Source organism: Polynucleobacter sp. HIN7, assembly GCF_030297595.1.
Classification (GTDB): domain Bacteria; phylum Pseudomonadota; class Gammaproteobacteria; order Burkholderiales; family Burkholderiaceae; genus Polynucleobacter.
This window is the reverse complement of record NZ_AP028138.1, coordinates 144,922-170,153: the sequence shown is the minus strand read 5'-3', so window position 1 is coordinate 170,153 and position 25,232 is coordinate 144,922. Positions and strand designations below refer to the sequence as shown.

General features: G+C 48.2%; 22 protein-coding genes. 2 read left to right on the top strand and 20 right to left on the bottom strand.

From position 1 onward, the window contains the following. The first annotated feature begins 13 nt into the window (after positions 1–13). Positions 14–766 (top strand): cell division protein ZapD, encoded by a 753-nt coding sequence (gene zapD, locus QUE64_RS00930; RefSeq protein ID WP_286223874.1) that lies wholly within the window; start codon positions 14–16, stop codon positions 764–766. A 17-nt stretch (positions 767–783) separates the two neighbouring features. Here the strand turns inward: zapD and QUE64_RS00925 are convergent, their stop codons facing one another. From QUE64_RS00925 to secA, 4 genes are read right to left on the bottom strand one after another with little or no spacing between them, the layout of a single operon-like run. Continuing rightward, positions 784–1,218 carry an NUDIX domain-containing protein gene (locus QUE64_RS00925; RefSeq protein WP_286225521.1) on the bottom strand — a complete coding sequence of 145 codons (435 nt, stop codon included), beginning with the start codon at positions 1,216–1,218 and terminating at the stop codon, positions 784–786. Between the two features lie 3 nt (positions 1,219–1,221). Beyond that, on the bottom strand, positions 1,222–2,088 hold the full coding sequence (locus QUE64_RS00920; protein ID WP_286225520.1) for an ATP-binding protein: 867 nt from the start codon (positions 2,086–2,088) through the stop codon (positions 1,222–1,224). A gap of 30 nt (positions 2,089–2,118) precedes the next feature. Next, the gene (gene argJ / locus QUE64_RS00915) at positions 2,119–3,345 is read right to left on the bottom strand and encodes a bifunctional glutamate N-acetyltransferase/amino-acid acetyltransferase ArgJ (protein ID WP_286225519.1); all 1,227 of its coding nucleotides are present in this window, start codon (positions 3,343–3,345) and stop codon (positions 2,119–2,121) included. Between the two features lie 27 nt (positions 3,346–3,372). Then, entirely contained in the window at positions 3,373–6,129 is a 2,757-nt protein-coding gene (secA, locus tag QUE64_RS00910) for a preprotein translocase subunit SecA (protein WP_286225517.1), read from the bottom strand. A 55-nt stretch (positions 6,130–6,184) separates the two neighbouring features. Between secA and QUE64_RS00905 the strand changes: the two genes are divergently transcribed. Then, the gene (locus QUE64_RS00905) at positions 6,185–6,667 is read left to right on the top strand and encodes a hypothetical protein (protein ID WP_286225516.1); all 483 of its coding nucleotides are present in this window, start codon (positions 6,185–6,187) and stop codon (positions 6,665–6,667) included. Here the strand turns inward: QUE64_RS00905 and lpxC are convergent. From lpxC to rsmH, 16 genes are all read right to left on the bottom strand, one after another. After that, positions 6,657–7,571, bottom strand: coding sequence for a UDP-3-O-acyl-N-acetylglucosamine deacetylase (gene lpxC / locus QUE64_RS00900; RefSeq protein WP_286226127.1), 915 nt, complete (start codon positions 7,569–7,571; stop codon positions 6,657–6,659). The genes QUE64_RS00905 and lpxC overlap by 11 nt on opposite strands. A gap of 20 nt (positions 7,572–7,591) precedes the next feature. Beyond that, complete coding sequence (locus tag QUE64_RS00895) at positions 7,592–8,092, bottom strand: peroxiredoxin (RefSeq protein ID WP_286225515.1); 501 nt, start codon at positions 8,090–8,092, stop codon at positions 7,592–7,594. 111 nt (positions 8,093–8,203) lie between these two features. Next, complete coding sequence (gene ftsZ, locus QUE64_RS00890; RefSeq protein WP_286225513.1) at positions 8,204–9,505, bottom strand: cell division protein FtsZ; 1,302 nt, start codon at positions 9,503–9,505, stop codon at positions 8,204–8,206. Positions 9,506–9,568: 63 nt separating this feature from the next. Further along, a complete protein-coding gene (ftsA, locus tag QUE64_RS00885) occupies positions 9,569–10,798 on the bottom strand; it encodes a cell division protein FtsA (protein WP_286225512.1) in 1,230 nt (409 codons plus the stop codon). Continuing rightward, positions 10,795–11,697 carry a cell division protein FtsQ/DivIB gene (locus QUE64_RS00880; protein WP_286225511.1) on the bottom strand — a complete coding sequence of 301 codons (903 nt, stop codon included), beginning with the start codon at positions 11,695–11,697 and terminating at the stop codon, positions 10,795–10,797. The genes ftsA and QUE64_RS00880 overlap by 4 nt, the downstream gene beginning before the upstream one ends. Continuing rightward, complete coding sequence (locus QUE64_RS00875; protein ID WP_286225510.1) at positions 11,694–12,719, bottom strand: D-alanine--D-alanine ligase; 1,026 nt, start codon at positions 12,717–12,719, stop codon at positions 11,694–11,696. Before QUE64_RS00875 ends, QUE64_RS00880 begins: the two co-directional genes overlap by 4 nt. Next, the gene (gene murC / locus QUE64_RS00870; RefSeq protein ID WP_286225509.1) at positions 12,712–14,118 is read right to left on the bottom strand and encodes a UDP-N-acetylmuramate--L-alanine ligase; all 1,407 of its coding nucleotides are present in this window, start codon (positions 14,116–14,118) and stop codon (positions 12,712–12,714) included. Before murC ends, QUE64_RS00875 begins: the two co-directional genes overlap by 8 nt. After that, a complete protein-coding gene (gene murG, locus QUE64_RS00865; RefSeq protein ID WP_458574696.1) occupies positions 14,115–15,179 on the bottom strand; it encodes an undecaprenyldiphospho-muramoylpentapeptide beta-N-acetylglucosaminyltransferase in 1,065 nt (354 codons plus the stop codon). Before murG ends, murC begins: the two co-directional genes overlap by 4 nt. 2 nt (positions 15,180–15,181) lie before the next feature. Then, entirely contained in the window at positions 15,182–16,423 is a 1,242-nt protein-coding gene (ftsW, locus tag QUE64_RS00860; protein ID WP_286223861.1) for a putative lipid II flippase FtsW, read from the bottom strand. After that, positions 16,420–18,108, bottom strand: coding sequence for a Mur ligase family protein (locus tag QUE64_RS00855; protein WP_353506767.1), 1,689 nt, complete (start codon positions 18,106–18,108; stop codon positions 16,420–16,422). The genes ftsW and QUE64_RS00855 overlap by 4 nt, the downstream gene beginning before the upstream one ends. A gap of 15 nt (positions 18,109–18,123) precedes the next feature. Next, positions 18,124–19,293, bottom strand: coding sequence for a phospho-N-acetylmuramoyl-pentapeptide-transferase (gene mraY / locus QUE64_RS00850; RefSeq protein ID WP_286225506.1), 1,170 nt, complete (start codon positions 19,291–19,293; stop codon positions 18,124–18,126). Then, positions 19,284–20,732: a UDP-N-acetylmuramoyl-tripeptide--D-alanyl-D-alanine ligase gene (locus QUE64_RS00845; RefSeq protein WP_286225505.1), complete on the bottom strand. Its 1,449-nt coding sequence runs from the start codon at positions 20,730–20,732 to the stop codon at positions 19,284–19,286. Before QUE64_RS00845 ends, mraY begins: the two co-directional genes overlap by 10 nt. After that, positions 20,732–22,273, bottom strand: a complete 1,542-nt coding sequence (locus QUE64_RS00840) for a UDP-N-acetylmuramoyl-L-alanyl-D-glutamate--2,6-diaminopimelate ligase (RefSeq protein WP_286225504.1) — start codon at positions 22,271–22,273, stop codon at positions 20,732–20,734. The genes QUE64_RS00845 and QUE64_RS00840 overlap by 1 nt, the downstream gene beginning before the upstream one ends. After that, positions 22,270–24,030, bottom strand: a complete 1,761-nt coding sequence (locus QUE64_RS00835; protein ID WP_286223857.1) for a peptidoglycan D,D-transpeptidase FtsI family protein — start codon at positions 24,028–24,030, stop codon at positions 22,270–22,272. The genes QUE64_RS00840 and QUE64_RS00835 overlap by 4 nt, the downstream gene beginning before the upstream one ends. Beyond that, the gene (ftsL, locus tag QUE64_RS00830) at positions 24,027–24,293 is read right to left on the bottom strand and encodes a cell division protein FtsL (protein ID WP_108507694.1); all 267 of its coding nucleotides are present in this window, start codon (positions 24,291–24,293) and stop codon (positions 24,027–24,029) included. The genes QUE64_RS00835 and ftsL overlap by 4 nt, the downstream gene beginning before the upstream one ends. Next, on the bottom strand, positions 24,290–25,225 hold the full coding sequence (gene rsmH / locus QUE64_RS00825) for a 16S rRNA (cytosine(1402)-N(4))-methyltransferase RsmH (RefSeq protein WP_286225503.1): 936 nt from the start codon (positions 25,223–25,225) through the stop codon (positions 24,290–24,292). The genes ftsL and rsmH overlap by 4 nt, the downstream gene beginning before the upstream one ends. Positions 25,226–25,232: the final 7 nt, after the last annotated feature.

Below are 25,232 nucleotides of genomic sequence, written 5' to 3'. Positions count from 1 at the left end.
AAAATAAAACCCTGTGATTATTTACGAATACCCCTTTAATGAACTGGTCCGAAGCATGCTCCGACTGGAGTATTTGTTCGACCGGTTTAATCACTTTGCACGCTCGGACGACGCCGAACTGCACCATAATGCTTTAACGACTTTGTTTGAGCTAGGCGACATTAGCGCCCGGGGTGATATCAAGTCACTACTCCTTAAAGAATTAGAACGCCAGAAGTTTGCGCTCAACCAACTCAAGAATTCTAAAGAAGTAGATCAAGAAAAGCTGGCATCTACTATGGCCGAGTTAGAGCATGCCAGCGCACAAGTGAATGCGTCTGCAATTAAACCCAATGCGCTCATTGGCGAGAACGAATGGCTTAATGCAATTCGGACACGCTTACATACACCGGGCGGCACTAGTCCAATTGATTTACCAGGTTTTTATGCTTGGCGTCATAGTCCCGCCTCTTCAAGACGCGAGCTCTTACAAAAGTTCATTTACCCTATGCTTCCTTGGCAAGAGGCCTGCCATTTATTTTTACGACTGCTACGCGAGTCGGGGGAAAGCAAAGAAGTTTTAGCTCATCAGGGCTCGTTTCAGCAAGCGCCCTCTGGCAAGGTTTATCAATTAATGCGCATTACCTTAGAGGATCCATCGCTCTTTGCTGAAATTAGTGCCAACAAATATTTGGTATCAATTCGGCTGCTTAAGTGTGAGCAAGATCTTAAGCCTACCCTCATCAATCAAGACATTCCCTTTAAGTTAACGTTCTGCCAATTTTGACCTAGGCAGATTACTGCTTACGTACTTCTCAAATACCAACGAACTTTTTCAATCATCGGCCAAGCAGCTGGCAATAATGGTTTAATCGTTAACTCCGAATTAAATATATTTTGCCAAGATAGCTCTTGATTTTCTAGGCCAACTGGCTCCCCCTCCCAGCGATCAACCAAGCACACATGCAGACGAACATGGGCGTGCGGGTAATCATGTTCGAGCATCATGATTTCCTGACAATGGTTTTTATCCAAAGCAATCCGAATGCCAAGCTCTTCATATAACTCACGCTCTAAGGCAGTTGTGATGGATTCATTGACCTCCAGCTTGCCACCCGGAAACTCCCAATAGCCTGCATAGGGTTTGCCACTGGGTCGTTTGCCCATCAAAACAAGTGATTGATCTTTTAAAAGGATTCCGACAGCGACCTCAACGATCGGCCGGGATTGATTTGTCATGGACTACTTTTTGCCGGATTGGGATCCGGCCCAGTGCTTGGCAAACTGCCAAGCCACACGTCCTGAACGTGAGCCACGCTCTAGAGCCCAGACTAAGGCTTCGGGCCGGGCAGCCTCAATCGCTTTATCCGATAGACCAAAGTGCGCTAACCAATGTGCAACGATCGCAAGATATTCCTCTTGCCTTGGTGGATAAAAAGAAAGCCACAAACCAAAACGTTCTGATAAAGAGATTTTCTCTTCAACAACCTCGCCTGGATGAATCTCACCATCGTCGGTATGAACATAAGACTCGTTATCCTTCATGTACTCGGGTAACAAATGACGGCGATTGGAGGTTGCATAAATCAAAATGTTGTCTACTTGCGCAGAAATTGAGCCATCTAGGGCAGACTTCATAGCCTTATATCCAGACTCGCCATCCTCAAAGGACAGATCATCACAAAACACGATAAATCGCTCCGGACGAGCCGCGAGAATCTCGGTGATATCTGGTAAATCAGCCAAGTGATCCTTATCGACCTCCACTAAGCGCAAGCCCTGAGAAGCAAATTGATTGAGGCAGGCCTTGATCAATGAGGACTTACCAGTACCACGCGCACCTGTTAACAAAATATTATTGGCGGGCTTCTTTTCAACAAAATGCCGGGTATTATCAATAATCGCATCGCGCTGGCGATCAATATGTTTTAAATCTTGAAACGAGATTGGGGATATGTGTTTGACTGGCTTTAGAAATCCAATTCGTCCAAAAATACTATCGCGACGCTGCCAACGAAACGCCTTAGCGGTTTGCCACTCAGCATCGGTCAATGGCTTCGGTAAAAATGTTTCGAGATGATCTAGAAGGCGATCGAGTTTGTCATTCACAGTTCACGTTCTCGTAATGATAAAACTTGCTTATGAGCGGTAATCAGCGTTAATTGAGACATACTCATGCGATAAATCGCAGGTCCAAACCGTCTCCATCGCATCGCCTCTTCCTAAATCAACCGTGACGGTTATTTCTGATTGTTTCATCACGGCTTGACCTTGCTCTTCTTGATAGTTTGGATGTCGACCACCATCCTTTGCAACCCAAACATCATCCAACCAGAGTTGGACCTTGCCACTATCAAGATCATCGATTCCAGCATAGCCCACCGCAGCCAAGATCCGACCTAAATTGGGATCGCTTGCAAAAAACGCAGTTTTAACCAAAGGCGAATGTGCAATTGCTTTGGCTACCTGCTTGCACTCAAGGCTATTCTTGCCGCCTTTTACACAAATTGTTATAAATTTAGTGGCACCCTCGCCATCGCGCACAATCAGCTGCGCTAACTGTTGAGAGATAGCAATTAAACCCTTTCGAAATAAACTATAGAGCGGATCAGAGCGACTCTGAATGCGGATTAGGGATTGGCCGGTGGCCATCACGATGAAAGAATCATTAGTTGATGTATCGCCATCAATCGTGATTGCGTTAAATGACAGGTTCGCAGCCTCTGCGGTGAGCTCTTGCAGTAAGCCTCGATCAACTTGAACATTCGTCCCCACAAAACCCAGCATAGTCGCCATATTTGGCTGAATCATGCCGGCCCCTTTTGAAATACCCGTGATAACAATAGGTCCCTGCTCGGTATTGATCGTCTGCGAAGCCGCCTTCGGCAGGGTATCGGTGGTCATGATCGCTTGGGCTGCTGCAAACCAATTATCTTCAGATAATTGCGCCACGGCTTGAGGTATCGCAGCCACAATTTTGTCAGCTGGCAGTTGCTCCATGATCACCCCTGTTGAAAAGGGCAATACTTGCTCTGGACTCAGCCCAAACGACTTTGCTAGCACCTCACAGGTCTGAAAGGCTCGACGCAGTCCCTCTTCACCAGTCCCTGCATTGGCATTACCGGTGTTCACGATCAATGCCTCAATTGGATTAGCCTCCAATAGATGCTGTTTACATAACTGTACGGGAGCGGCACAAAACCGATTTTGGGTAAATACGCCTGCTACTGCCGAACCGGGAACTAGGCGCATTACCAAAACATCTTTGCGATTTGCCCGCTTAATACCAGCCTGCGCAAACCCAAGGGCCAGCCCAGAAATAGGGCTTAGGGATTTGGGATCAAGGATTGGAAAATTAACAGCCATCGTTAAATTAGAACGGCAAACCTCAAATTAAGCAATTTTTCCGTGGCAGTGCTTGTATTTCTTACCACTACCGCAATGGCAAGGATCATTTCGACCAATTTTTGGGCCATCACGAACTGGGGCTGGTGCAATTGCATGCTCAACCTGCTCAACAGGGATACTTTCCCCCTCAGCAAACTGGTTATGCTTAAATTGCATCTCTTTTACTTGGCTATCATCAGCGATGGTTTCTGCAGCTTCATCAAGCTCTGAGGCATTTTTAATCTGAACCGTAAACACGGTCTTAATCACATCATTTTTCACCACATCCAAAAGTTCTGCGTAGAGCTCAAATGCCTCACGGCGATACTCTTGCTTTGGATCTTTTTGGGCATAGCCGCGCAAATGAATTCCTTGGCGCAGTCGATCTAAGGCAGCCAAATGCTCACGCCAGTGAATATCTAAGCTATATAGCATCACCGAACGCTCAAAGCTAGCAAACGACTCACGGCCCGTGAGCTCCTCTTTAGCCTTGTAATTCTTCTTTGCCGCTTCAATCACCCGGGTTACGATTTCTTCGTCATCGACCGTATCAGCATTGGCAATCCACCCTTGAAGATCAACGGTAATTCCCCATTCATTTGCCAAGAGGTGCTCAAGAGCGGGGATATCCCACTGCTCTTCCATCGATTCCACTGGGACGTAATTGCGGACAATTGCTGTAAAAACGTCTTCGCATAAATTGGCAATCAGGTCACCAATATCTTTACTTTCAAGAATCTGATTGCGAAGTCGATAGGTCTCTTTGCGTTGATCGTTAGCGACATCATCGTATTCGAGCAGTTGTTTACGAATATCAAAGTTACGTCCTTCTACTTTTCGCTGAGCAGATTCAATTGAGCGCGTTACCATTCCCGCCTCAATCGGCTCGCCTTCGGGCATCTTTAAGCGATCCATTACAGCACGTAAACGATCACCTGCAAAAATACGCAATAAAGGATCGTCTAACGAGAGATAGAAACGCGATGAACCAGGATCGCCTTGACGTCCGGCACGTCCACGCAGCTGATTATCGATGCGGCGACTTTCATGTCGTTCAGTACCAATAATATGCAGACCACCAGCATTGACGACTGCATCATGCAGTCCCTGCCATTCGTCCTTTAACTGCTGAATCCGTTTTGCTTTTTCAGCATCACCAAGAGACTCATCGGCTTCAATGAGGAGTGATTGCCGCTCGACATTTCCACCTAAAACAATATCGGTTCCACGACCAGCCATATTGGTGGCAATGGTAATCATCTTGGGTCGACCCGCTTGAGCAATAATTTCTGCCTCACGCGCATGTTGCTTTGCATTGAGAACCTGATGAGAAAGCTTTTCTTTATCGAGTAATTTAGAAATCAGCTCCGAGTTCTCAATGGAAGTAGTGCCTACTAGAACTGGCTGACCTCGTTCATAACATTCTTTAATGTCTTTAGTGACTGCTGCGTAGCGCTCGGGCGAGGTCTTATAAATTTGATCTTGCCGATCCAGTCGACGGCTAGGTCGATTGGGGGGAATCACCACCGTTTCAAGTCCGTAGATCTCTTTGAACTCGTAGGCTTCGGTATCTGCCGTTCCGGTCATGCCAGCCAATTTTTGATACATCCGGAAGTAGTTCTGGAAGGTAATGGTGGCAAGCGTTTGGTTCTCGTTCTGAATCCCCACCTTTTCTTTCGCCTCAACCGCTTGATGCAAGCCGTCCGACCAACGTCTACCCTGCATTAAGCGGCCCGTGAACTCATCCACGATGATGACCTCACCACCCTGAACCACGTAGTGTTGATCGCGGTGATACAAAGAGTGTGCGCGTAAGGCTGCGTAGAGGTGATGCATCAAATTAATATTCTGCGGGGCATAAAGGGAGTCGCCCTCTTTCAATAAACCAATTTGGGTCAGGATTTGTTCTGCTTTTTCATGGCCACGCTCAGTCAAATAGACCTGATGGGATTTCTCATCGACCCAGTAATCGCCTGGTTTAATCACGCCCGAACCATCGGATTTTTCTTCTCCCACCTGCGGATCAAGATGCGCAGGCAACGCATTCATCTTGATATATAAATCAGTATGGTCTTCAGCCTGCCCCGAAATAATAAGTGGGGTCCGAGCTTCGTCAATCAGAATCGAATCAACCTCGTCAACAATTGCATAGGAGAGGCCGCGCTGTACCCGCTGGGCCACATCCTGAACCATGTTGTCACGCAAATAATCAAAGCCAAACTCATTATTAGTTCCATACGTGATATCAGCGGCATAGGCTTTTTGCTTGGCCTCATGATTCATTTGCGACAAATTAATACCAACGGTCAGTCCCAAAAAAGTGTAGAGCTTAGACATCCACTCGGCATCCCGTTCTGCCAAGTAATCATTCACAGTCACCACATGAACACCCTTACCTGAGAGTGCATTTAAGTAAACCGCCAAGGTTGCGGTTAGGGTTTTACCTTCACCAGTACCCATTTCAGCGATTTTTCCCTGATGAAGGGCCAAGGCTCCCATGATTTGAACGTCAAAATGACGCATTTTCATGACCCGTACGCTGGCCTCACGGACCACTGCAAACGCTTCAGCGGCAAGGTCATCCAAAGCCTCACCGGCGGCAATCCGTTGCTTAAATTCGGCAGTTTTCGCTTGTAAGGCAAAATCGTCGAAAGCCTGGAGATTGGCCTCAAGGGCATTTACCTTAGAAACGACCTTGCGGTATTGCTTGAGAAGGCGGTCATTGCTGCTACCAACCAGTGTTTTAATAAGACCAAGTACCATAGGAATCTAGAAAAAATTTTAGCTATTGAGTTTATCACCCGCGAGCCCCTCTTTGATGAATAAGCCTCTAGTTAAGTTAGCCCAGCCATGGCAGGATTGCCTAGCCCATGAGCAAGGCTTCAAACCGCTTCTGGAGCGGGCTAAAAAGCATGATGCCCTAACCCATGCCGCTCAAAGCGCCGTGGATTCTCTGGGTTTTGCATCTATTGGCCAATCCCTACAGGTTGAATGGCGTCCTGATCGCCCTAGTGAGCTAGTTTTAGTGGTACCAAATGCCACGATTGGCACCCGCTTACAACAAATTGCTCCCAGTATTGCCAAAGAACTTGGGCAATATCAATGGGTGATTCATCAAGTTCGGGTGAAGGTAAAACCGAAACCATTAACGGTAAGAAGTAATCGAGTAAATGAAAATCCACCTGAATTTACCCCAGCAGCTCAAAGTGCTTGGGAAGGGCTTTATCAACAACTATCTCCACAGTCATCTCTGCGGCAATCAATCGAACGATTATTGAGAAACAGAAAATCTAGGCGTTGATGCTTTCGGGGGTTTGCAGATAGGCCGCAGGGGCACTAGCCCTATCAAAGGTTTCGATCGAATACGAACTTGGGTCGTCTAAGAGCTTTCGTAATAGTGCGTTATTAAGTGCATGGCCTGACTTTTCTGCGGTGTACGCTCCGACAATAGGGTGACCGGCCAAATAAAGATCTCCGATCGCGTCCAAAATTTTATGACGCACAAACTCATCGTCATAACGTAACTCTTCGTTATTTAAGATGCGATGCTCATCAAGCACAATCGCATTATCTAAACTGCCACCACGAGCTAAACCAATCTCACGCAAGGCTTCCACCTCATGCGCAAATCCAAAGGTGCGAGCACGACCAATCTCACTACGATAAGCATGCTCAGCAAAATCGACCACAAAACGCTGCCCCGTTTTATCAACTGCTGGGTGCTTAAAGTCAATCGTGAAATCCAACTTGAATCCAAAATGTGGCTCTAGGCGTGCTAATTTATTGCCTTCACGCACTTCCACCGCTTTTTGAATCACCATAAATTTGCGTGGGGCCTCTTGTTCAACGGTACCAGCTGACTCAATCAGAAAAAGAAAAGAGGCCGCACTACCGTCCATGATCGGCACTTCTTCCGCATCGACCTCAATCAATAAATTATCCAATCCCAAACCCGAACAGGCTGATAGTAAATGCTCAACCGTAGAAACCTTGACCCCTTGACTCTGTATCACCGAGGCTAAGCGGGTATCACAGACAGCCAATGCATGAGCTGGGATAGGAACTGCGTTAGGCATATCAACCCGCACGAACTGAATACCAAAATCAATCGGTGCGGGTTTAATGGTTAGCGTTGATTTACGACCAGAATGCAGGCCAATGCCGACCGTTTTGATCGGCTGCGCTAAAGTTTTTTGCTTGAGCACCATGGCCTACACAATATCAATTAAAGATGCTTTAAGGTATTTGCGGCATCACTGACTTCAAACTTACCAGGTGCCTCGAGTGCTAAATGCTTCACAACGCCGTTATCCACGATCATGGCATAGCGTTGTGAGCGAACACCAAGACCACGCGCGGTTAGATCAAATTCCATGCCTAACTTTTTGGTGAACTCAGCACTACCGTCACCCAACATACGTACTTTCTTGCCAACCTTTAAATCCCGGCCCCATGCGCCCATCACAAATGGGTCATTGACAGAAACACACCAAATCTCATCAACACCTTTTGCTTTAATCGCATCAAAATGCTCCACAAATCCTGGAACATGCTTGGCTGAGCAGGTTGGTGTAAATGCGCCAGGCAAAGCAAAAATAACAATTTTTTTGCCAGCGGTTAATTTGTCAACTTCAAATGCATTTGGGCCCAAGGAACAGCCATCGCGCTCTTCATCAAAAAACTCGTAGAGGGTAGCGTTTGGTAATTTTTGTCCTACAGCAATCATGTGATCTCCATATCAATAGTGGTTTGGGGTGCTAACGCAGGCGCTGGATTCGTCGTCCGGAGGGGCGACTGAATTAGCAATCCTCGAACCCACTATTGTATGGTTTATTTATTAGTCTGCTTGCTTCCTTAAAAAGGCAGGTATCTCATAGTAATCCGCCCCTTTCTCGAGCATGGCCTTCGCTTGTGGCGAACTATCGGCACCAAGGCTTGGAGGTACAGACTCTCGAGAATTACGAAATACCTTTGGAACATCAAACTGACCATAATCGACCGCAGGATTCACTGGGGCAGCCGTGGCTGAGCCCATAGCACTCGATGCTTGGGTCACATTGCGGCTCATCGCAGCAGCTGGACTGGTTGGAGCAAAATCACCCAAGGTGGTCATGGTTGGACTTGCATCATTCGTACCGGTTGCAGCTCGCCAGATTAACTGGGGTTGATCCTTTTGCAGGGATTGGGAACCATTGAGTCCAGTGGCCACTACGGTTACTCGTAGGGCATCGCCCAAGCTATCGTCATACACCGTTCCAAAAATGACCGTAGCATCTTCAGCGGCATACCCACGAATCGCAGCCATCACCTCACGGGTCTCGGATAACTTCAATGAACGACTGGCAGTGATATTGACCAATACACCGCGTGCGCCAGATAAATCAACGCCCTCCAGCAGTGGCGATGCAACGGCTGCCTCTGCCGCCAAACGCGCCCGATCCATTCCAGAAACTGTCGCCGTTCCCATCATGGCTTTACCCTGCTCACTCATGACAGTCTTGACATCTTCAAAGTCGACGTTGATTAAGCCCTGCTCATTAATGATTTCGGCAATACCAGATACCGCGTTATGCAATACATCGTCTGCACAAGCAAAGGCTTTATCAAATTCTGCATCTTCACCCATCACCTCAAAGAGCTTTTCATTTAAAACGACGATTAATGAGTCAACATGCTTTTCCAACTCTTGCGCACCCATCTCTGCCACTTTTAAGCGCTTCACACCCTCAAAGTCAAACGGCTTACTAATCACGCCAACCGTTAAGATGCCCATTTCTTTAGCAACTTGAGCAACCACTGGGGCCGCCCCAGTTCCGGTACCGCCGCCCATCCCCGCGGTAATGAACACCATATGTGCGCCTTGCAATGCATCAGCAATACGCGAGCGAGCTTGCTCGGCAGATGCCGCGCCCACCTCTGGCTTCGCGCCAGCGCCCAAGCCAGTTTCGCCCAGTTGTAGGTTTAAGCTTGCTTGCGACCGCTGCAAGGCACCTGCATCGGTATTCATGCAAATAAACTCCACGCCGTTGACATTGCGACGAATCATGTGCTGGACAGCATTGCCGCCAGCGCCTCCGACACCAACCACCTTAATGATGGTCTTGCCAGCTGTTTCTTGTTCTACCATTTCAAATTCCATAACACCCTCCTTAATAAGATCGGCTTTCCACCATGGATCACCGATTGACGACGACGAAAAAAATCAAAAATTTCCTGTAAACCATTCCTTCATGCGTGCAACCACGCCTTGTAAACTGCCGCCCTGAATTGCTCTGCGACCACGCATCATTTGTGCCTGCCCTTCCATGAGCAAACCAAGACCGGTGGAGTACCGTGGACTTCTCAATACTTCATGTAAGTGACCGCGATACTCAGGCGTGCCAATGCGCGCAGGCTTTAAGAAAACCTGCTCTGCCAACTCAACCATGCCCGGCATCATGGCGGTGCCACCAGTCAACACGATTCCAGAAGAGACCATGTCTTCATAGCCCGACTCACGGACAATGTTGCGAACTAAAGTAAAGAGTTCCTCAACCCGTGGCTCAATCACTGCCGCAAGCGCTTGTTTGGACATTGGGCGGGGCTCACGATCCCCCACGCCAGGAACATCGATCATGGCATTGGGGTCGGCCATATCCTGTTTGGCAACCCCATGATGAATCTTCAAATCCTCTGCCTCAACTGTTGGGGTTCGTAAGGCCATCGCGATGTCATTGGTGATCTGATCACCAGCAATCGGAATCACTGCGGTATGACGAATCGATCCTTGGCTATAAATGGCAATATCGGTTGTGCCGCCACCAATATCAATTAATACAATGCCTAACTCCCTCTCGTCTTCAGTTAGAACCGCTAGACTTGAAGCGAGTGGTTGCAAAATTAAATCATTCACTTCTAGCCCACAGCGTCGGACACACTTCACAATATTTTGTGCCGCACTTACTGCTCCAGTCACGATATGCACCTTGACCTCTAAACGAATACCACTCATCCCAATCGGCTCACGCACATCCTCTTGACCATCGATGATGAATTCCTGAATCAAAATATGAAGAATTTGTTGATCGGTGGGAATATTGATTGCTTTAGCCGTTTCTAAAACACGCTCAACATCTCCGGCGCCAACCTCTTTGTCCCGAATCGCCACCATACCGCTCGAGTTAAAACTCACAATATGATTACCAGCGATACCGGTGTAAACCTGAGCGATGCGACGATCCGACATTAACTCGGCTTCCTCGAGCGCCTTCTGAATCGACTGGACAGTGGCTTCAATATTGACTACTACGCCTTTCTTTAAACCTTTCGAGGAGGTTTGCCCTAAACCCAAGACATTAAATTGGCCATCGGGGCTGAGCTCTGCGACCAAAGCCACCACTTTTGATGTACCAATATCTAATCCAACCAATAAATCGCGGCTGTCTTTACTCATTTCCATTCCTCGATGCGTTGCTCGTCATGACTCAAAATAGCGATTTGATACGCCTTCGGTATTTCAACTTTGATAGCGGGTGCACTTGGTTTAGTTGGCGCTCCCACAATATGCACAGCAAACCCATTGGGATAGCGCAGATCGACTGCGTCAACCCGATTGGGCCATTTTTGTTGAACCTGTGGCCAATATTGCAAAAGCTGTGCAACGCGTTGATCTAGAGCGCCTTTGGCCTGCTCCTCTTCGCGCCCAAACTCAATACGCACACCATTGCTCAACTTGATGTGCCACGCATAACGATCCGATAGCGTGAGTGATTTAACCTCAGCATCCCACGGTTTAAACCAAGTACTGGCTTTTTGATAAAGACGTAGTACTTCTTTGCTTGATCCATCTGGTCCACTAAATTCAATCAGGGGGCTGTTTTCATCAAGCTCCGCAACTGAGCCATCAAATACTTCGCCATAAACATTGAGTAACTTTTGTTGATCAGCCTTGCCCCAAACTCCTAGGGGTTTTTGCTCTTCAATGCTCACAATCAATCCATTGGGCCAGGCGCGACGCACACTCGCATGGCGCACCCAAGGTAGTGCTTCGAAGGCATCCTTCACATCTTGCAAACGAACACTGAAAAAATTACCCTGAACTTTATCCAAAACCTGAGCTCGAACTGCAGGAAGATGCACATGCCTTAAGTCCTGATGACCAGCAGACTCAATCTGTAAATGCTTTAAGGTAAATACCGGCTGATGACTGAGCCAAATAAAGATGGATAGGACAACAGCCAAAATAAAAAAACGCATCAACCAACGCGTAATTTCTTGCATGCGCTGCGCATGATTCCAAACCGGTGCGATCACAAAATTGATTGCGTCCGAGATCCGTTGTATCGCTGTCATGACTGGTGAACCTCTGGTGAAGAAAACGTACCTTCCAAGGTCTGGCTTAGGATCCACATCACCAGATCAGCATAGGGGACGCCGGCTGCTTTAGCAGCCATTGGTACCAATGAATGCGAGGTCATTCCTGGCGATGTGTTCATCTCCAGTAAATAGGGCTTATTCTGATTGGCCGCATCGAGCATGACGTCTGCGCGACCCCACATTCGGCAACCCAGCGCTCGATAGGCTGATACTGCAAGCTCCTGAATCTGGCGCTCAAGCTCTGGATCAAGTCCTGGAGGACAGCGATATTGAGTCTCATCTGAAAAGTATTTGTGATGAAAGTCATAACCAGCTTCTGGAGGAATGATTTGGATGAGTGGCAGTGCTTGGGCAGTAGCGCCCTGACCTACAATCGGACAGGTGAGCTCTGGACCAACGATGCAGGCTTCTGCCAAAACCCGTCGATCTAATTTGGCTGCCAACTTATAAGCGGCTGGAAGTTCCTCAAGGCGTCGCACCTTACTTAAACCCAATGAGGATCCTTCATGTGCTGGCTTCACAACCAAAGGCAGTCCTAAATGATGTGCAATACGATCCCAATTGCTATCGTCCGTTAAGACCTCATAGCGTGGTGTTGATAAGTGATGACTCTGCCAGACTTGCTTGGTCACCACCTTATCAATCGATAAGGCCGAGGCCAAAACACCACTACCCGTATACGGAATATTAAGTAACTCAAGAAGACCTTGGATCGTTCCATCTTCACCATAGCGGCCATGCAGTGTAATAAATACACGATCAAATTGTTCCTTAGCAATCTCAACTGGACTGCGCACGCCTGGATCAAAGGCGTGTGCATCAATACCCTTTTCTAAAAGCGCACTCAGCACTCCTTGACCCGACAAGAGTGAGATCTCACGTTCGGCAGAACGTCCACCCATTAATACACCAACGCGCCCAAATTGTTTGGGGCTCAACTGAGCGAGTTGCGCAGCAACCTGCTGACCCCAAGGATGGATCGTTTGGAGATTAGCCATGGCTATTCTCCACGAGCATCTGGGGTAACTTGGAAATAGAGCCAGCGCCCATCGTAATCAAGACATCACCGTCTTGGAGAAGTCCACTTAATGCGGTAGGGATCTCCTGAAGATCCTCAACCACTTGGACTGGGGTCGATTTACCTAGTGCCTTCATCAAGCTTTTACTATCGGCGCCTGCAATGCGCGCCTCACCGGCCGGATAAACATTAGTGAGGACTACGGCATCAAACTGGCGCAATACATTGACAAATTCACCAAAGCAATCGCGAGTACGCGTAAATCGGTGGGGCTGGAATGCCAAAACCAAACGCCGATCTGGATACGCGCCACGTGCAGCCGCTAAGGTTGCATTCATTTCAACGGGATGATGACCATAATCATCAATCAAGGTAAATGTTCCACCACCCGCTAAGGCAATATCGCCATAGTGTTGGAAACGACGTCCGACACCACTAAATTTCTCTAAGGCATTTGTAATTGCCGCATCGCTCACGCCCAGTTCAGTTGCAATCCCAATCGCTGCTAATGCATTGAGTACATTGTGCTGACCAGGTAAATTAAGAATGATTTTTAATGGGCCAGGTCTAGGACCATGCCGGCGAATTGCGCGACGATGAACCGTAAAGTGCATTTGCGTGCCAACAGCTTTGATATCGGTTGCGCGAATCTCAGCATCTTCAGAAAATCCGTAGCGTAAGATTGGTTGCGAAACAAACGGCAGAATATCCCGAACATTGCTATCTTCAATACAAAGAACCGCAATTCCATAGAATGGCATGCGCTGCGTAAATTGCACAAAGGTTTGCTTTAAGCGGGCCATATCATGCTGATAGGTATCCATGTGATCCGCATCAATATTGGTGATTACTTCCATGGCCGGATAGAGCTGCAAGAACGAAGCATCCGATTCGTCAGCCTCAACCACAATAAATTCGCCTTGCCCTAAGCGTGCATTCACACCGGCTGAATTGAGCTTTCCACCAATCACGAAGGTTGGATCCAAACCACCCTCTGCAAGCACGGAGGCAACTAAACTTGTCGTCGTCGTTTTGCCGTGCGTGCCAGCAATTGCGATTCCCTGCTTTAAGCGCATTAACTCACCAAGCATGACGGCACGCTGGATCACTGGAATTCGATTGGCTCTGGCAGCAAGTACTTCCGGATTATTTCCAGTGACCGCCGACGAAATTACCACTGCTTCGGCATCACCGATATTCTTTGCATCGTGCCCAATTGCAATTTGTGCCCCTAAGGCTACTAGTCGCTTCGTAACTGCAGACTCCGCTAAATCTGATCCCGAAACGCGATAGCCTAAATTGAGGAGTACTTCAGCAATGCCGCACATGCCGGCGCCACCAATTCCTACAAAATGAATGTGCTGTACGATATGCTTCATCGCGCGCACTCTTTACAAATTGAGGCAACTTCCTCGGTCGCACGAAACTTTGCAAGCGCCTGCGCTTTCACAGCGATTTCGGCTAAATCCTCGCGCCGCAATCCTAAAATTAAGTTTGCCAACGCAGCTGCATCCAACTCCGCTTGAGGCATCAATATTGCAGCCTTTGCATCGGACAGAAAACGCGCATTAGCGGTCTGGTGATCATCAATTGCGTATGGAAATGGCACAAAACAAGCAGCAACCCCAGCGGCCGAGATCTCAGACACGGTCATTGCTCCAGCACGGCAAATCACTAAATCAGCATGAGCATACGCTGCAGCCATGTCCTCAATGAATGGCTTTAGCTCAGCATGAACGTCCAATTGTTGATATTTTTTTGTCACTGCCTCCAAATGCTGCTCACCAGTCTGATGCATCACGTTTGGGCGCTGATCGGCTGGTAATAGAGCTAAAGCCTCTGGAACCACTGCATTGAGTGCAGCAGCCCCCAAACTTCCACCAACTACCAGTAAATGCAGCGGGCCCTGACGCATTGCATAGCGTGTCTTGCAATCGCCCAGCCCCTCAACGCTCTCACGAATGGGATTACCCACCCACTGGCCATGTTCGAGTGTGTGCGGAAATCCAGTAAGGACTCGCGTCGCAAAACGCGCCAATACTCGATTAGCACTTCCAGCAACCGAGTTCGCCTCATGTAGCACCAAAGGCCGGCCCATGAGGTAGCTCACTAAGCCCCCTGGGAAGGTGATGTAACCTCCCATACCTAACACCACGCTTGGCTTCAAACGACGCAAAATTTTCCAGCTTTGCATCATGGCGCGAACTAACCGAAATGGCATTAGTAACTTTGTCAGTATTCCCTTGCCCCGTAAGCCACCAAATTGCACGTCCTCAAAAATAAATCCTTTTGCCGGCACTAAGCGATATTCCATGCCGCTGGGATTTCCCATCCACCATACAGACCAACCCTGTTTGCGCAGACATTCTGCAACGGCCAAGCCTGGGAAGATATGACCGCCAGTACCGCCAGCCATGACCAAGATAGAGCGCCCAGCCATGGTCATAGCTTGCCTCCGCGCATCAAGATTCGGTTCTCATAATCAATCTTTAATAAGACCGCGAAAGCCACCATATTCATCAAAATAGCTGAGCCGCCGTAACTCACGAGCGGCAGAGTCAAGCCCTTCGTCGGCAGAAGACCTAGGTTCACACCCATATTGATAAAGGCTTGCCAGCCGACCCAAATACCGATGCCTTTGGCGCAGAGTCCCGCAAAACTTCGATCCAATTGCAAGGCAGTACGACCAATGAGAAATGCACGACGTACGATCCAATAAAAAAGTAGGATCACTACAAATACACCCACAAAACCAAGTTCTTCACCAATCACCGCCAAGATGAAGTCGGTGTGCGCTTCCGGTAAGTAATGCAATTTCTCGACACTCCCACCTAAACCAACACCAAACCACTCGCCACGTCCAAAGGCCATCAAGGAGTGAACTAATTGATAGCCCTTGCGTGCAGCATGCTCGGCTTGCCAAGGATCTAAAAATGCAAAAATTCGCTGACGTCTAAACTCGGATAAGGCGATGACGGTTGCCACAATCACTACACCCACAATCGTTAAGCCAGCAAACAATTTGGCATTGATTCCGCCTAAGAACAAAATACCCATGGCAATGATGGCGATCACCATGAAGGCTCCCATATCGGGCTCAAGCATCAGCAATAGTCCAACTAAGGCAACTGCTAGCCCCATGGGGACAAAGCCCTTCACAAAGGAATGCAGATGCTCCTGGCGTTTGACGGTGTAACTGGCTGCAAAGATAATCACAGCGAATTTCATCAGCTCGGATGGTTGGAAATTCATCACTCCTAAGGAAATCCAACGCCGTGCGCCATTCACGCCCTTACCGATTCCAGGAATCAATACAGCAATTAGGAGCAAAATCGTGAACGCAAAAATATAGGGAGCTAACTTATCCCACGTTTTCACTGGAATCTTAAAGACCCAAAACCCAACAAATACCGCGATCCCGAGCGAGATCAAATGCCGAATCAAAAAGTGATTACTGCTGTAGTTGGCATATTTGGGGCCATCAGCCAAGGTAATCGAAGCTGAATAAACCATCACAAGGCCAATTAGGCTTAAAGACAACACCGCCCAAACCAGCAATTGGTCATACTCCATCATGCGCGAACGCGTTTGCTCAACACCGGATACCGCATCGCGCAGCCCCGAACGAAATCCATCAAAGCCCTCGCGCGAGATATTCCAAAAACGGTTCTGACGAATATTCATACCGACGCCCCTAGATGTTCATTGGGACTATCGCTCCATTGATTCGTGAGCTCATGAACAGCATCCACAAAAACCTGTGCTCGGTGTTGATAGTTTTTAAACATATCAAAGCTCGCACAAGCCGGGGATAACAAAACAAGGTCACCAGCTGCTGCATGTTGGGCAGCCGACTGAACAGCCGACTCCAAGTCCTTTGCTTCTATCACTTGTAAACTACCTTGGCTGATTGGGCTTGAGCACACTGCCTTAATCGCTGGGCCATCACGGCCTATCAGGATGAGGCCTTTTACAAATCGATCGATCGGTTCAGATAAGGGGGTAAAGTCTTGGCCTTTTCCATCACCGCCTGCAATGAGCCATATATTTTTTTGGCTAGAAGCAGTCCCTAAACCCATTAATGCAGCAACGGTTGCCCCCACATTAGTACCCTTGCTATCGTCAATGTATTCCACATCCCGAATCACGGCGACGGTTTGAACCCGATGCGGTTCGCCCTGATACTCACGTAAGCCATGTAAGAGCAAGCCGATACCTAAGCCTGCGGCACGAGCAAGTGCAAGTGCAGCGAGTGCATTCAGAGCGTTATGCCGACCACGAATACGGAGCGCATCTGCCGGAATTAGTCGCTTGAGTCGTAAGCTTTCAGCTTCCTCATACGCATTATTTTTCCTGCGACGGCGACGCTTAATGAATCCCTCTTGCGCTTCCTCCTGCTCCAGCGCTTGGGTCGCTTCATCAGGCTCTGCCCAAACCAACCAATCGATTCCACCGCCATTTAAGTCACGCTCAATGCCAAATGAGTCACTCTCCCTTGGCACATCACTTCCAAACGAAATGATCTTATGATCGACGACATCACTAAATATTTCATTTACCAAGGAATCGTCGCGATTGAGAACCAAGACTGAATCCCTTCCCAAAATCCGGGCCTTCGCAGCTGCATACGCTTGCATATCGCCATGCCAATCTAAGTGATCTTGCGAGAGATTGAGAACGGTTGCTGCGGTTGGATTGAGTGTATGGGTAAAGTGCAACTGAAAACTTGACAACTCCAATACCCAGATGTGAGGCAAATCAGCAAAACTCTCCGCCTCATTCAATACGGTACTCAATTTTTCAAGAGCGGCCGGACTGATATTCCCAGCCAAAGCAACACGGCGACCTGCTCGTTCACAAATCTGAGCCGTTAATGCGCTCGTGGTTGTTTTGCCATTAGTGCCAGTAATCGCCAGAATGTTAGGCTGATACTTTGCGTGAGTCTCTAAAGCCATCCGATTCAAAGCTGCTAGTGCACGTGCAAAAAATTCGATTTCGCTCCAAACAGGGATCTTGCGCTCCTCGCAGATGGCTAAAAATGAATTAGCCGGCTCTTGCAGTGGCGATAAGCCAGGGCTGACTCCTAAAATATCAGCTTGCTCGAGCAATCCCTTCCAATCGCTTACTTCAGGGGTAAAGGACTTGAGTCCCCCATCCTTAAGCTCACTAAGCCAAGTTTGTTGTTGTGAATTTAGCTTCGAGAGAGGGCGTGTATCAGCAAGTTGTACTTGTGCGCCCTGGCTTAAGCACCACTTCGCCATGGCGTAACCAGATTCACCTAAACCCACAATTAGGATTTGTGGTGAAGTTAGTCTGGCGAACTCATCGCCATGGCTGGAACTAAATGGGTAAAGTAAGCGCTGGTTCATCGTATTAATCGTTTCTCACCGTAACTTAAGGCTTGACAAGCCAACGAGTACCAACAAAATCGTAATGATCCAAAAACGCACAACTACTTGCGTCTCGCGCCATCCGCCAAGTTCAAAATGATGATGCAAAGGCGCCATCCGGAAAATACGTCGTCCTTCACCATAATATTTTTTGGTGAACTTGAACCATATAACTTGCATCATTACAGAGACCGTTTCAGCAACAAATATTCCACCCATCACAAAGAGAACAATCTCTTGACGAACAATGACTGCGATGGTTCCTAGGGCGCCACCCAGAGCGAGAGCGCCTACGTCACCCATAAAAACTTGGGCGGGATGCGCGTTGTACCAAAGAAACGCTAGGCCTGCGCCACCCATCGCACCACAAAAGATCAATAACTCACCGGCACCCGGAATATGAGGAAATAGCAAATACTTCGCGTAGATTGAGTTACCCATAACATAGGCAAAGGCTCCTAGTGCAGCGCCCACCAAAATCACGGGCATGATGACTAATCCATCTAGACCATCCGTTAAGTTCACGGCATTACTACTACCAACAATGACCAAGTAACTCAAAATGATGAAGCCCATGACCCCCAAGGGATAACTCACTTCTTTCATGAAGGGGACGGTTAAGTTTGACTTGGCTGGCAGATCTAAGGAGAAGCCGCTCTCGACCCAACTCATGAATAACTGTAGAACCTTCAGGTTATTGACTTCTGAAACCGAGAACGCTAAATAAATCGCTGCAAATAAACCAATCAAGGTTTGCCAAAAGAATTTTTCTCTTGAAGACATTCCCTTGGGATCCTTGTGAACTACCTTGCGATAGTCATCGACCCAACCAATCGCACCAAAACCAAAGGTCACTAGCATGACGATCCAAATAAAGCGATTACTCAAATCGGCCCACAACACGCAGGAGATAAAAATACCAATGAGGATCAATACGCCACCCATCGTGGGGGTGCCTACTTTGGCTAAATGCGTTTGGGGTCCATTGGTACGAACTGCTTGATCCACTTTCATCGAAGTCAACTTCCGAATCACCCAAGGGCCAAAGACAAGACCAATCAGAAGTGCGGTCATGGTTGCCATCACGGCACGAAAGGTGATGTAAGAGAAGACCCGGAAAAATCCATAATCGTCTTGTAACCATTGGGCCAAAATCAAGAGCATGGTTTCACTCCCTCAATGAGAGCTTGCACTACCCGCTCCATCCGCATAAATCGGGATCCTTTAACTAAGATACAAACATTACGTTGGTCAGATTGCCGCAGATTCTGAAGCAACTCGCGATTCAATAAATCAATGTCATCAAAATGACGTGAATCCCCAGTAGGTCTCTCACGTAAATATGCTGCATGACTTTCTTTCGTTAGAGAACCAATCGACATGAAATGCTCAATACCGCATTGCGCAGCGTACTTCCCAAGTTCCTGATGAAAAGCGGGACCCTGCGAACCCACTTCTCCCATATCACCCAAAACCAAATAACGCTCACCACGAAGAGCGGCCAATGACTTAACGGCGGCTACGACCGAATCTGGATTGGCGTTATAGGTATCGTTGATGAGTTCGATATTCTGGGAAATCGTGATGCGCTGCATCCGACCCGATACAGGCATGAATTTCTCTAAGCCCGCTTTAATTTGTACTAACGGAATTTGTGCGGCAATCGCTACTGCGCTGGCGGCTATGGCATTACGGTAGTTATGCTCGCCCAGCGTATTAAGTTTCACCTGAATTGAGCCAGTCGATGTTCGCACTTCGATCTGACCATCCGCAAGTAAATAACCATCAACCACGGAAGCTGATACTAAATTTGCATTAGGTATCTGATCTAACCAGCGAAACTCTACATACCGTTTGGAGGCGCAAGCATCTTTCCAAAGCCCGCTATATAGGGTATCTGCCGGAAATACGCCCACGCCATCAGACCGGAGTGCGCGTAAAGCATCTGCATGTTCACGCGCCACAGCATCAACGGTTTCCATGAACTCTTGATGTTCCCGCTGCGCATTATTAATTAATGCAATGGTTGGCCGAGCGATCGCTGCTAGCTCGGCGGTCTCTCCTGGATGATTCATGCCTAGTTCTATCACGGCTAACCGATGCGAAGGGCGTAGTTTCAATAATGTAAGTGGCAAACCAATATCGTTATTGAGATTACCTTCGGTCACAAGCAATTCAGTAGGATCAACCGCTTCTCTAAAGATTGCTGCAATCATTTCCTTTACGGTTGTTTTGCCATTACTTCCGGTCACTACCGCTAGAGGCAATCCAAACTGGGCTCTCCATGCGGCGGCTAGCTCACCAAGCCCCTTGCGGGTATCTTCTACATAAACTGCTGGCAAACTTGTTGGGCACGTTGTTTTCTCACTAATCAAGGCAGCAGAAGCACCCTGCTCGGCCACAGCACTTAAAAAGTTGTGCGCATCAAAGCGATCGCCTTTAAGTGCCACAAAGAGTTCTCCAGCGGAAAGGTTACGACTATCGGTTCCGACCTGACTAATTAGTTGATCACGTGCTTCAACTATGCCAATGTTGTGCAATTGACTATTTGGAAGTAAGGCATGGATATGAGCAAGATTGGTCATGGTTGGAATGGCTTGCATCAAACCGACCCTCCGCTCACTAAACGCAAATGCGCTTGATCTGAAAAGTCAAAGCGTTTCCCCTGAATTTCTTGGGTAGTCTCATGGCCCTTACCGGCAACCAGAACAACATCTTGAGCTTGGGCTTGTCTAACGGCAGTCATGATCGCTGCAGCACGATCTGTAATGAGCTCAACAGATGAGGTGTGATGGTCACCCATCCCAGCCACAATCATGTCCATAATGGCTTGAGGATCTTCAGAGCGTGGATTGTCACTCGTAACGATCACATGATCAGCAATCGATTGCGCAACTGCTCCCATCATGGGGCGCTTTTCTTGATCCCGGTCTCCACCACAGCCAAATACGCATACCAGTTTTCCTCCGCGCCCTTGTGCAATTGGTTTTAATGTTTCTAAAACTTTTTGCAATGCGTCGGGGGTATGGGCGTAATCAACTACCATCAATGGGGTGTCTGCGCGATCACTATGAATCACTTCCATACGACCTAAAACAGGTTTTAGGTTAGAGAGACGTTTTAGGGCATCTGAAATTCCAAAAACCATCAAGGTTGAAATCACGGCCAAGGCATTACTTAAATTAAATATGCCCAATACGGGAATAGTGGCTAAATGATTGACTCCATCAATACTCAACTGACATTGATAGGCATTCGTTCCAAAGATGTGCTCCTGAAAATATATAGCTTTGAAGCGGCTTTGTAATTTTTCTAATCCCTGAAATGAGCTTTGAGACATACCGTATGCCCAAATCTCCACACCCTCGCGCGTGGCCATACTCATTAGTAGCTCGCGTCCAAAAGAATCATCAATATTGATAACGACATTCTTCGGATGAAAATCAAGAAAAAGTCGGGCTTTTGCGGCACCATACTCTGCCATGCTGCCGTGATAATCCAAGTGATCACGGCTAAGATTCGTAAAGACGGAGCAAGCAAAGTGAGTGCCATTCACACGTCCTTGCTCTAGGGCATGTGAAGATACCTCGAGCGCAATATATTCAGCCCCTTTTGCTTTTAAGCTAGCAAGCTCCATTTGTAAGCGGGGCGCATCTGGGGTGGTGTACCCCAGCCCTTGTAATTGGTTTGGAAAGCCACTACCGAGTGTACCGATCACGGCAGCTCTATCGGATAAACATTGTGCAAGCCATTGGGTCACACTGGTCTTACCATTCGTGCCAGTCACGCCAATCACCGGCATCACTTCGCTGGGTTTGCCATACCACTCTGAGCTTAACCACCCAGCATATTGAGCAAGCTCGGGAACTGCAATACAACGCTCATCTAAATCCGTTTCCCAAGCGACACTTTGGCCTTCATCGGTCTGCGGTTGATACAACACGTAAGCAGCACCTTGGGAGAGGGCCTGAGCGATGTAGATTCGTCCATCTCGGAGGGCCTTCCCGTGCCCAACCGAGTAAGCCAGAAACACATCCCCTTTTGTAATTAGGCGAGTATCGGCAACTAATTTGGCGCTGGGCGCAAGGCTTTGCCTTAAATAAGGCAATATATCTCGATGGGTCATTTGAGTATTGGCCATCATTGCTTCAGCGCCACTTTTTGTAACGCACTAGTTACCGGTTGTGCATCCGGCGCCTGTACCACCGTGCGCTCATTCATATCGGGAGTGACGTTCAAGCTACGCAAAGTCTCGCTCACAATCGTTGAGAACACGGGTGCAGCAACCTGGCCACCGTAATAACCACCAACGGTGGGTTCATCAACCATCACCGCAACCACAATGCGCGGGGCGCTAATCGGTGCCAAGCCAACAAAGAATGCTCGATACTTATTGGAAGCGTAGCCTTTACCTTCAACCTTATGTGAGGTACCGGTTTTTCCACCAACCCGAAATCCCTCTGCGCGCGCAGTCAATGCTGTGCCGCCTTGCTCGGTAACGGTTTCTAACATATTGCGCATCTCAATCGCGGACTTAGCCGTAATCACTCGAGTGCCCGGTTTGTAATCTGGGCTACGCAAAATGGTGGTAGGTACCAACTCGCCATCGCGAGCAAAAATCGTGTAAGCGCGTGCCAATTGAAATAATGATGTGGATATTCCATATCCAAAGGACATACGAGCTTGATCACTTTGGCCCCATTTTTGATATGGATGCAAGCGCCCTGCCACTGCGCCAGGGAATCCAATGTTCGGGGCCTGGCCAAAACCAACGGCCGCAAATAAATCCCACATCTCACGAGGTTCGAGCTGCAGCGCTAATTTTGCAGTGCCGATATTGCTCGATTTCTGAATCACTTGGGATACCGTCAACATTCCATAGGGATGCGTATCTGTAATCGGTTTGGGGCCTACTAATAACTTTTGACCAATGGTCATATTGGTTTCAGGCTGTACCTTACCTTGCTCAAGCGCAAGCGCAACGGGGAAAGGCTTCATCGTGGAGCCTGGCTCAAAGGTATCGGTCAATACTCGATTACGTAGCTGCTCACCAGTCAGTGCTTTACGCGAGTTGGGGTTATAGCTTGGCCAATTAGCCAATGCCAAAATTTCTCCGGTGCGCACATCCAGCACTACCGCGCCACCGGCCTTGGCACGATGCTTTTCAACGGCACTCTTTAACGCGTTATATGCAATGTACTGAATCTTGCTATCGATCGAGAGTTGGAGATCTTGGCCATCTTGTGGAAATTGCAAGATCGCAATGTCATTCACTATCCGGCCCAAGCGATCGACTACAACCCGTCGTTTCCCTGGCTGAGCCGCCAAGTCTTTATCGCGCGCCAGCTCAATTCCTTCTTGACCGCGGTCCTCCACATTCGTAAAGCCAACCACGTGAGCCATCGCCTCCCCTTCTGGGTAATGGCGACGATACTCATTATTCAATCCAATTCCTGGAATTTCTAAACGACGGATTTGTTGAGCAACCTCAGGATCAACCTGACGCTTTAAAAATACTTGATTGCGCTCATCGGCAAAACGCTTCTTTATCTCTGCCTCACTCATCTCCAAGAGCTTGGCAAGCTGCGTAATTTTCTCAGGCGCAAGATCGGCTGGAATATTATCCGTGTAAGCAATCACAGCCTTTGCTTCAAGGCTTGTTGCAATTAACTGACCATTGCGATCCAAAATTTTTCCACGCGTAGCGCGCATCTCAATCTCGCGCTGCACACCCTTGACCGCTTTGGCTTCATAAAATCCATTGCCTGGGCCCTGAATCCAAAATGCACGAATGACCAAGGCTGCGAATGCGATAAACAAGAGGAACAGCATCAGTCGCGAACGCCACATTGGCAGTCGCAACACAACATTTGGAGAGGTCGAGAAACCTACCGGCTTCATAGACCTTCCTTAAAGTAGAGAGTGCGATCTGGAGTAATCGGGCTCATCCGCAATTGATTACGAGCCACATCACGAATACGAGCTGATTTGGATAGATTACGCTGCTCAAACTCCAACCGTAACCATTCTTGATTGAGTCGACGCTCTTGTGCTTGGGCGCGCTCCAAGGACACAAATAACTTTCTCGTTTTTTGTTGAGAAGTAACCAACGACAATGCACAAATTAGTAGTAATACAAGTAGGCTTAGCGTGGCGCGATTCATACGAGAGCACCTCTTTTCTGCGCAACGCGCATCACCGCCGAACGGGCCCGAGGATTTTCATTAATCTCACTATCGCTTGGCTTAACCCGAGCAATGATTTCTAAATCGCTCTGCGGTAAATCTTTTGCTCGTATCGGCAATTCTCGAGGGATGTTCACTTGCGCATGCGCTTGCATGAACTGCTTCACAATGCGGTCCTCGAGTGAATGAAAACTAATTACTACCAATCGACCGCCGGCTTTTAATACTTTAAGTGCAGCTGCTAGACCCTTCTCAAGATCGGTTAATTCTTGATTAATAAAAATCCGAATCGCCTGAAATGTTCGAGTTGCTGGATCCTGTCCTGGCTCACGCGTTTTCACTACGCTTGCAATCAAATCTGCCAAGGCTTTAGTGGTTTGAACAGAATGCCCCTCTTCACGTTGCTTTACTATGGCACGCGCGATGGACGTTGCGAATCGCTCCTCACCAAAGGTTTTAATCACCTGAGTAATCTCTTTGACTGCTGCGCTGGCGAGCCATTCCCGCGCTGAGATTCCGCGTGTCGTATCCATGCGCATATCAAGCGGGCCCTCGAACCGAAATGAGAATCCCCGTTCCGGTGTATCGATTTGTGGTGAGCTGATGCCTAAGTCGAGTAACACCGCATCGACTGATGCCCCCTGAATATGCTGCTCGATGTTGGCAAAACTGGAATGAATGATTTGCAGACGTGGATCGCAAAGCGATTGGGCTTTGGCAATGGCTTCTGGATCCTTGTCGAATGCGATAAGCTTGCTCTCCTGGCCAATCACATCCAAGAGCGCTTGCGTATGACCCCCTCGACCAAAAGTTCCATCGATGAATACGGCAGAGTTGGGCTGAAAAGATGGTCCGCTGATCATGGCGGTGACTGCCTCGGCCAGTAATACTGGGCGATGGATATTGTTCATGGCGCCC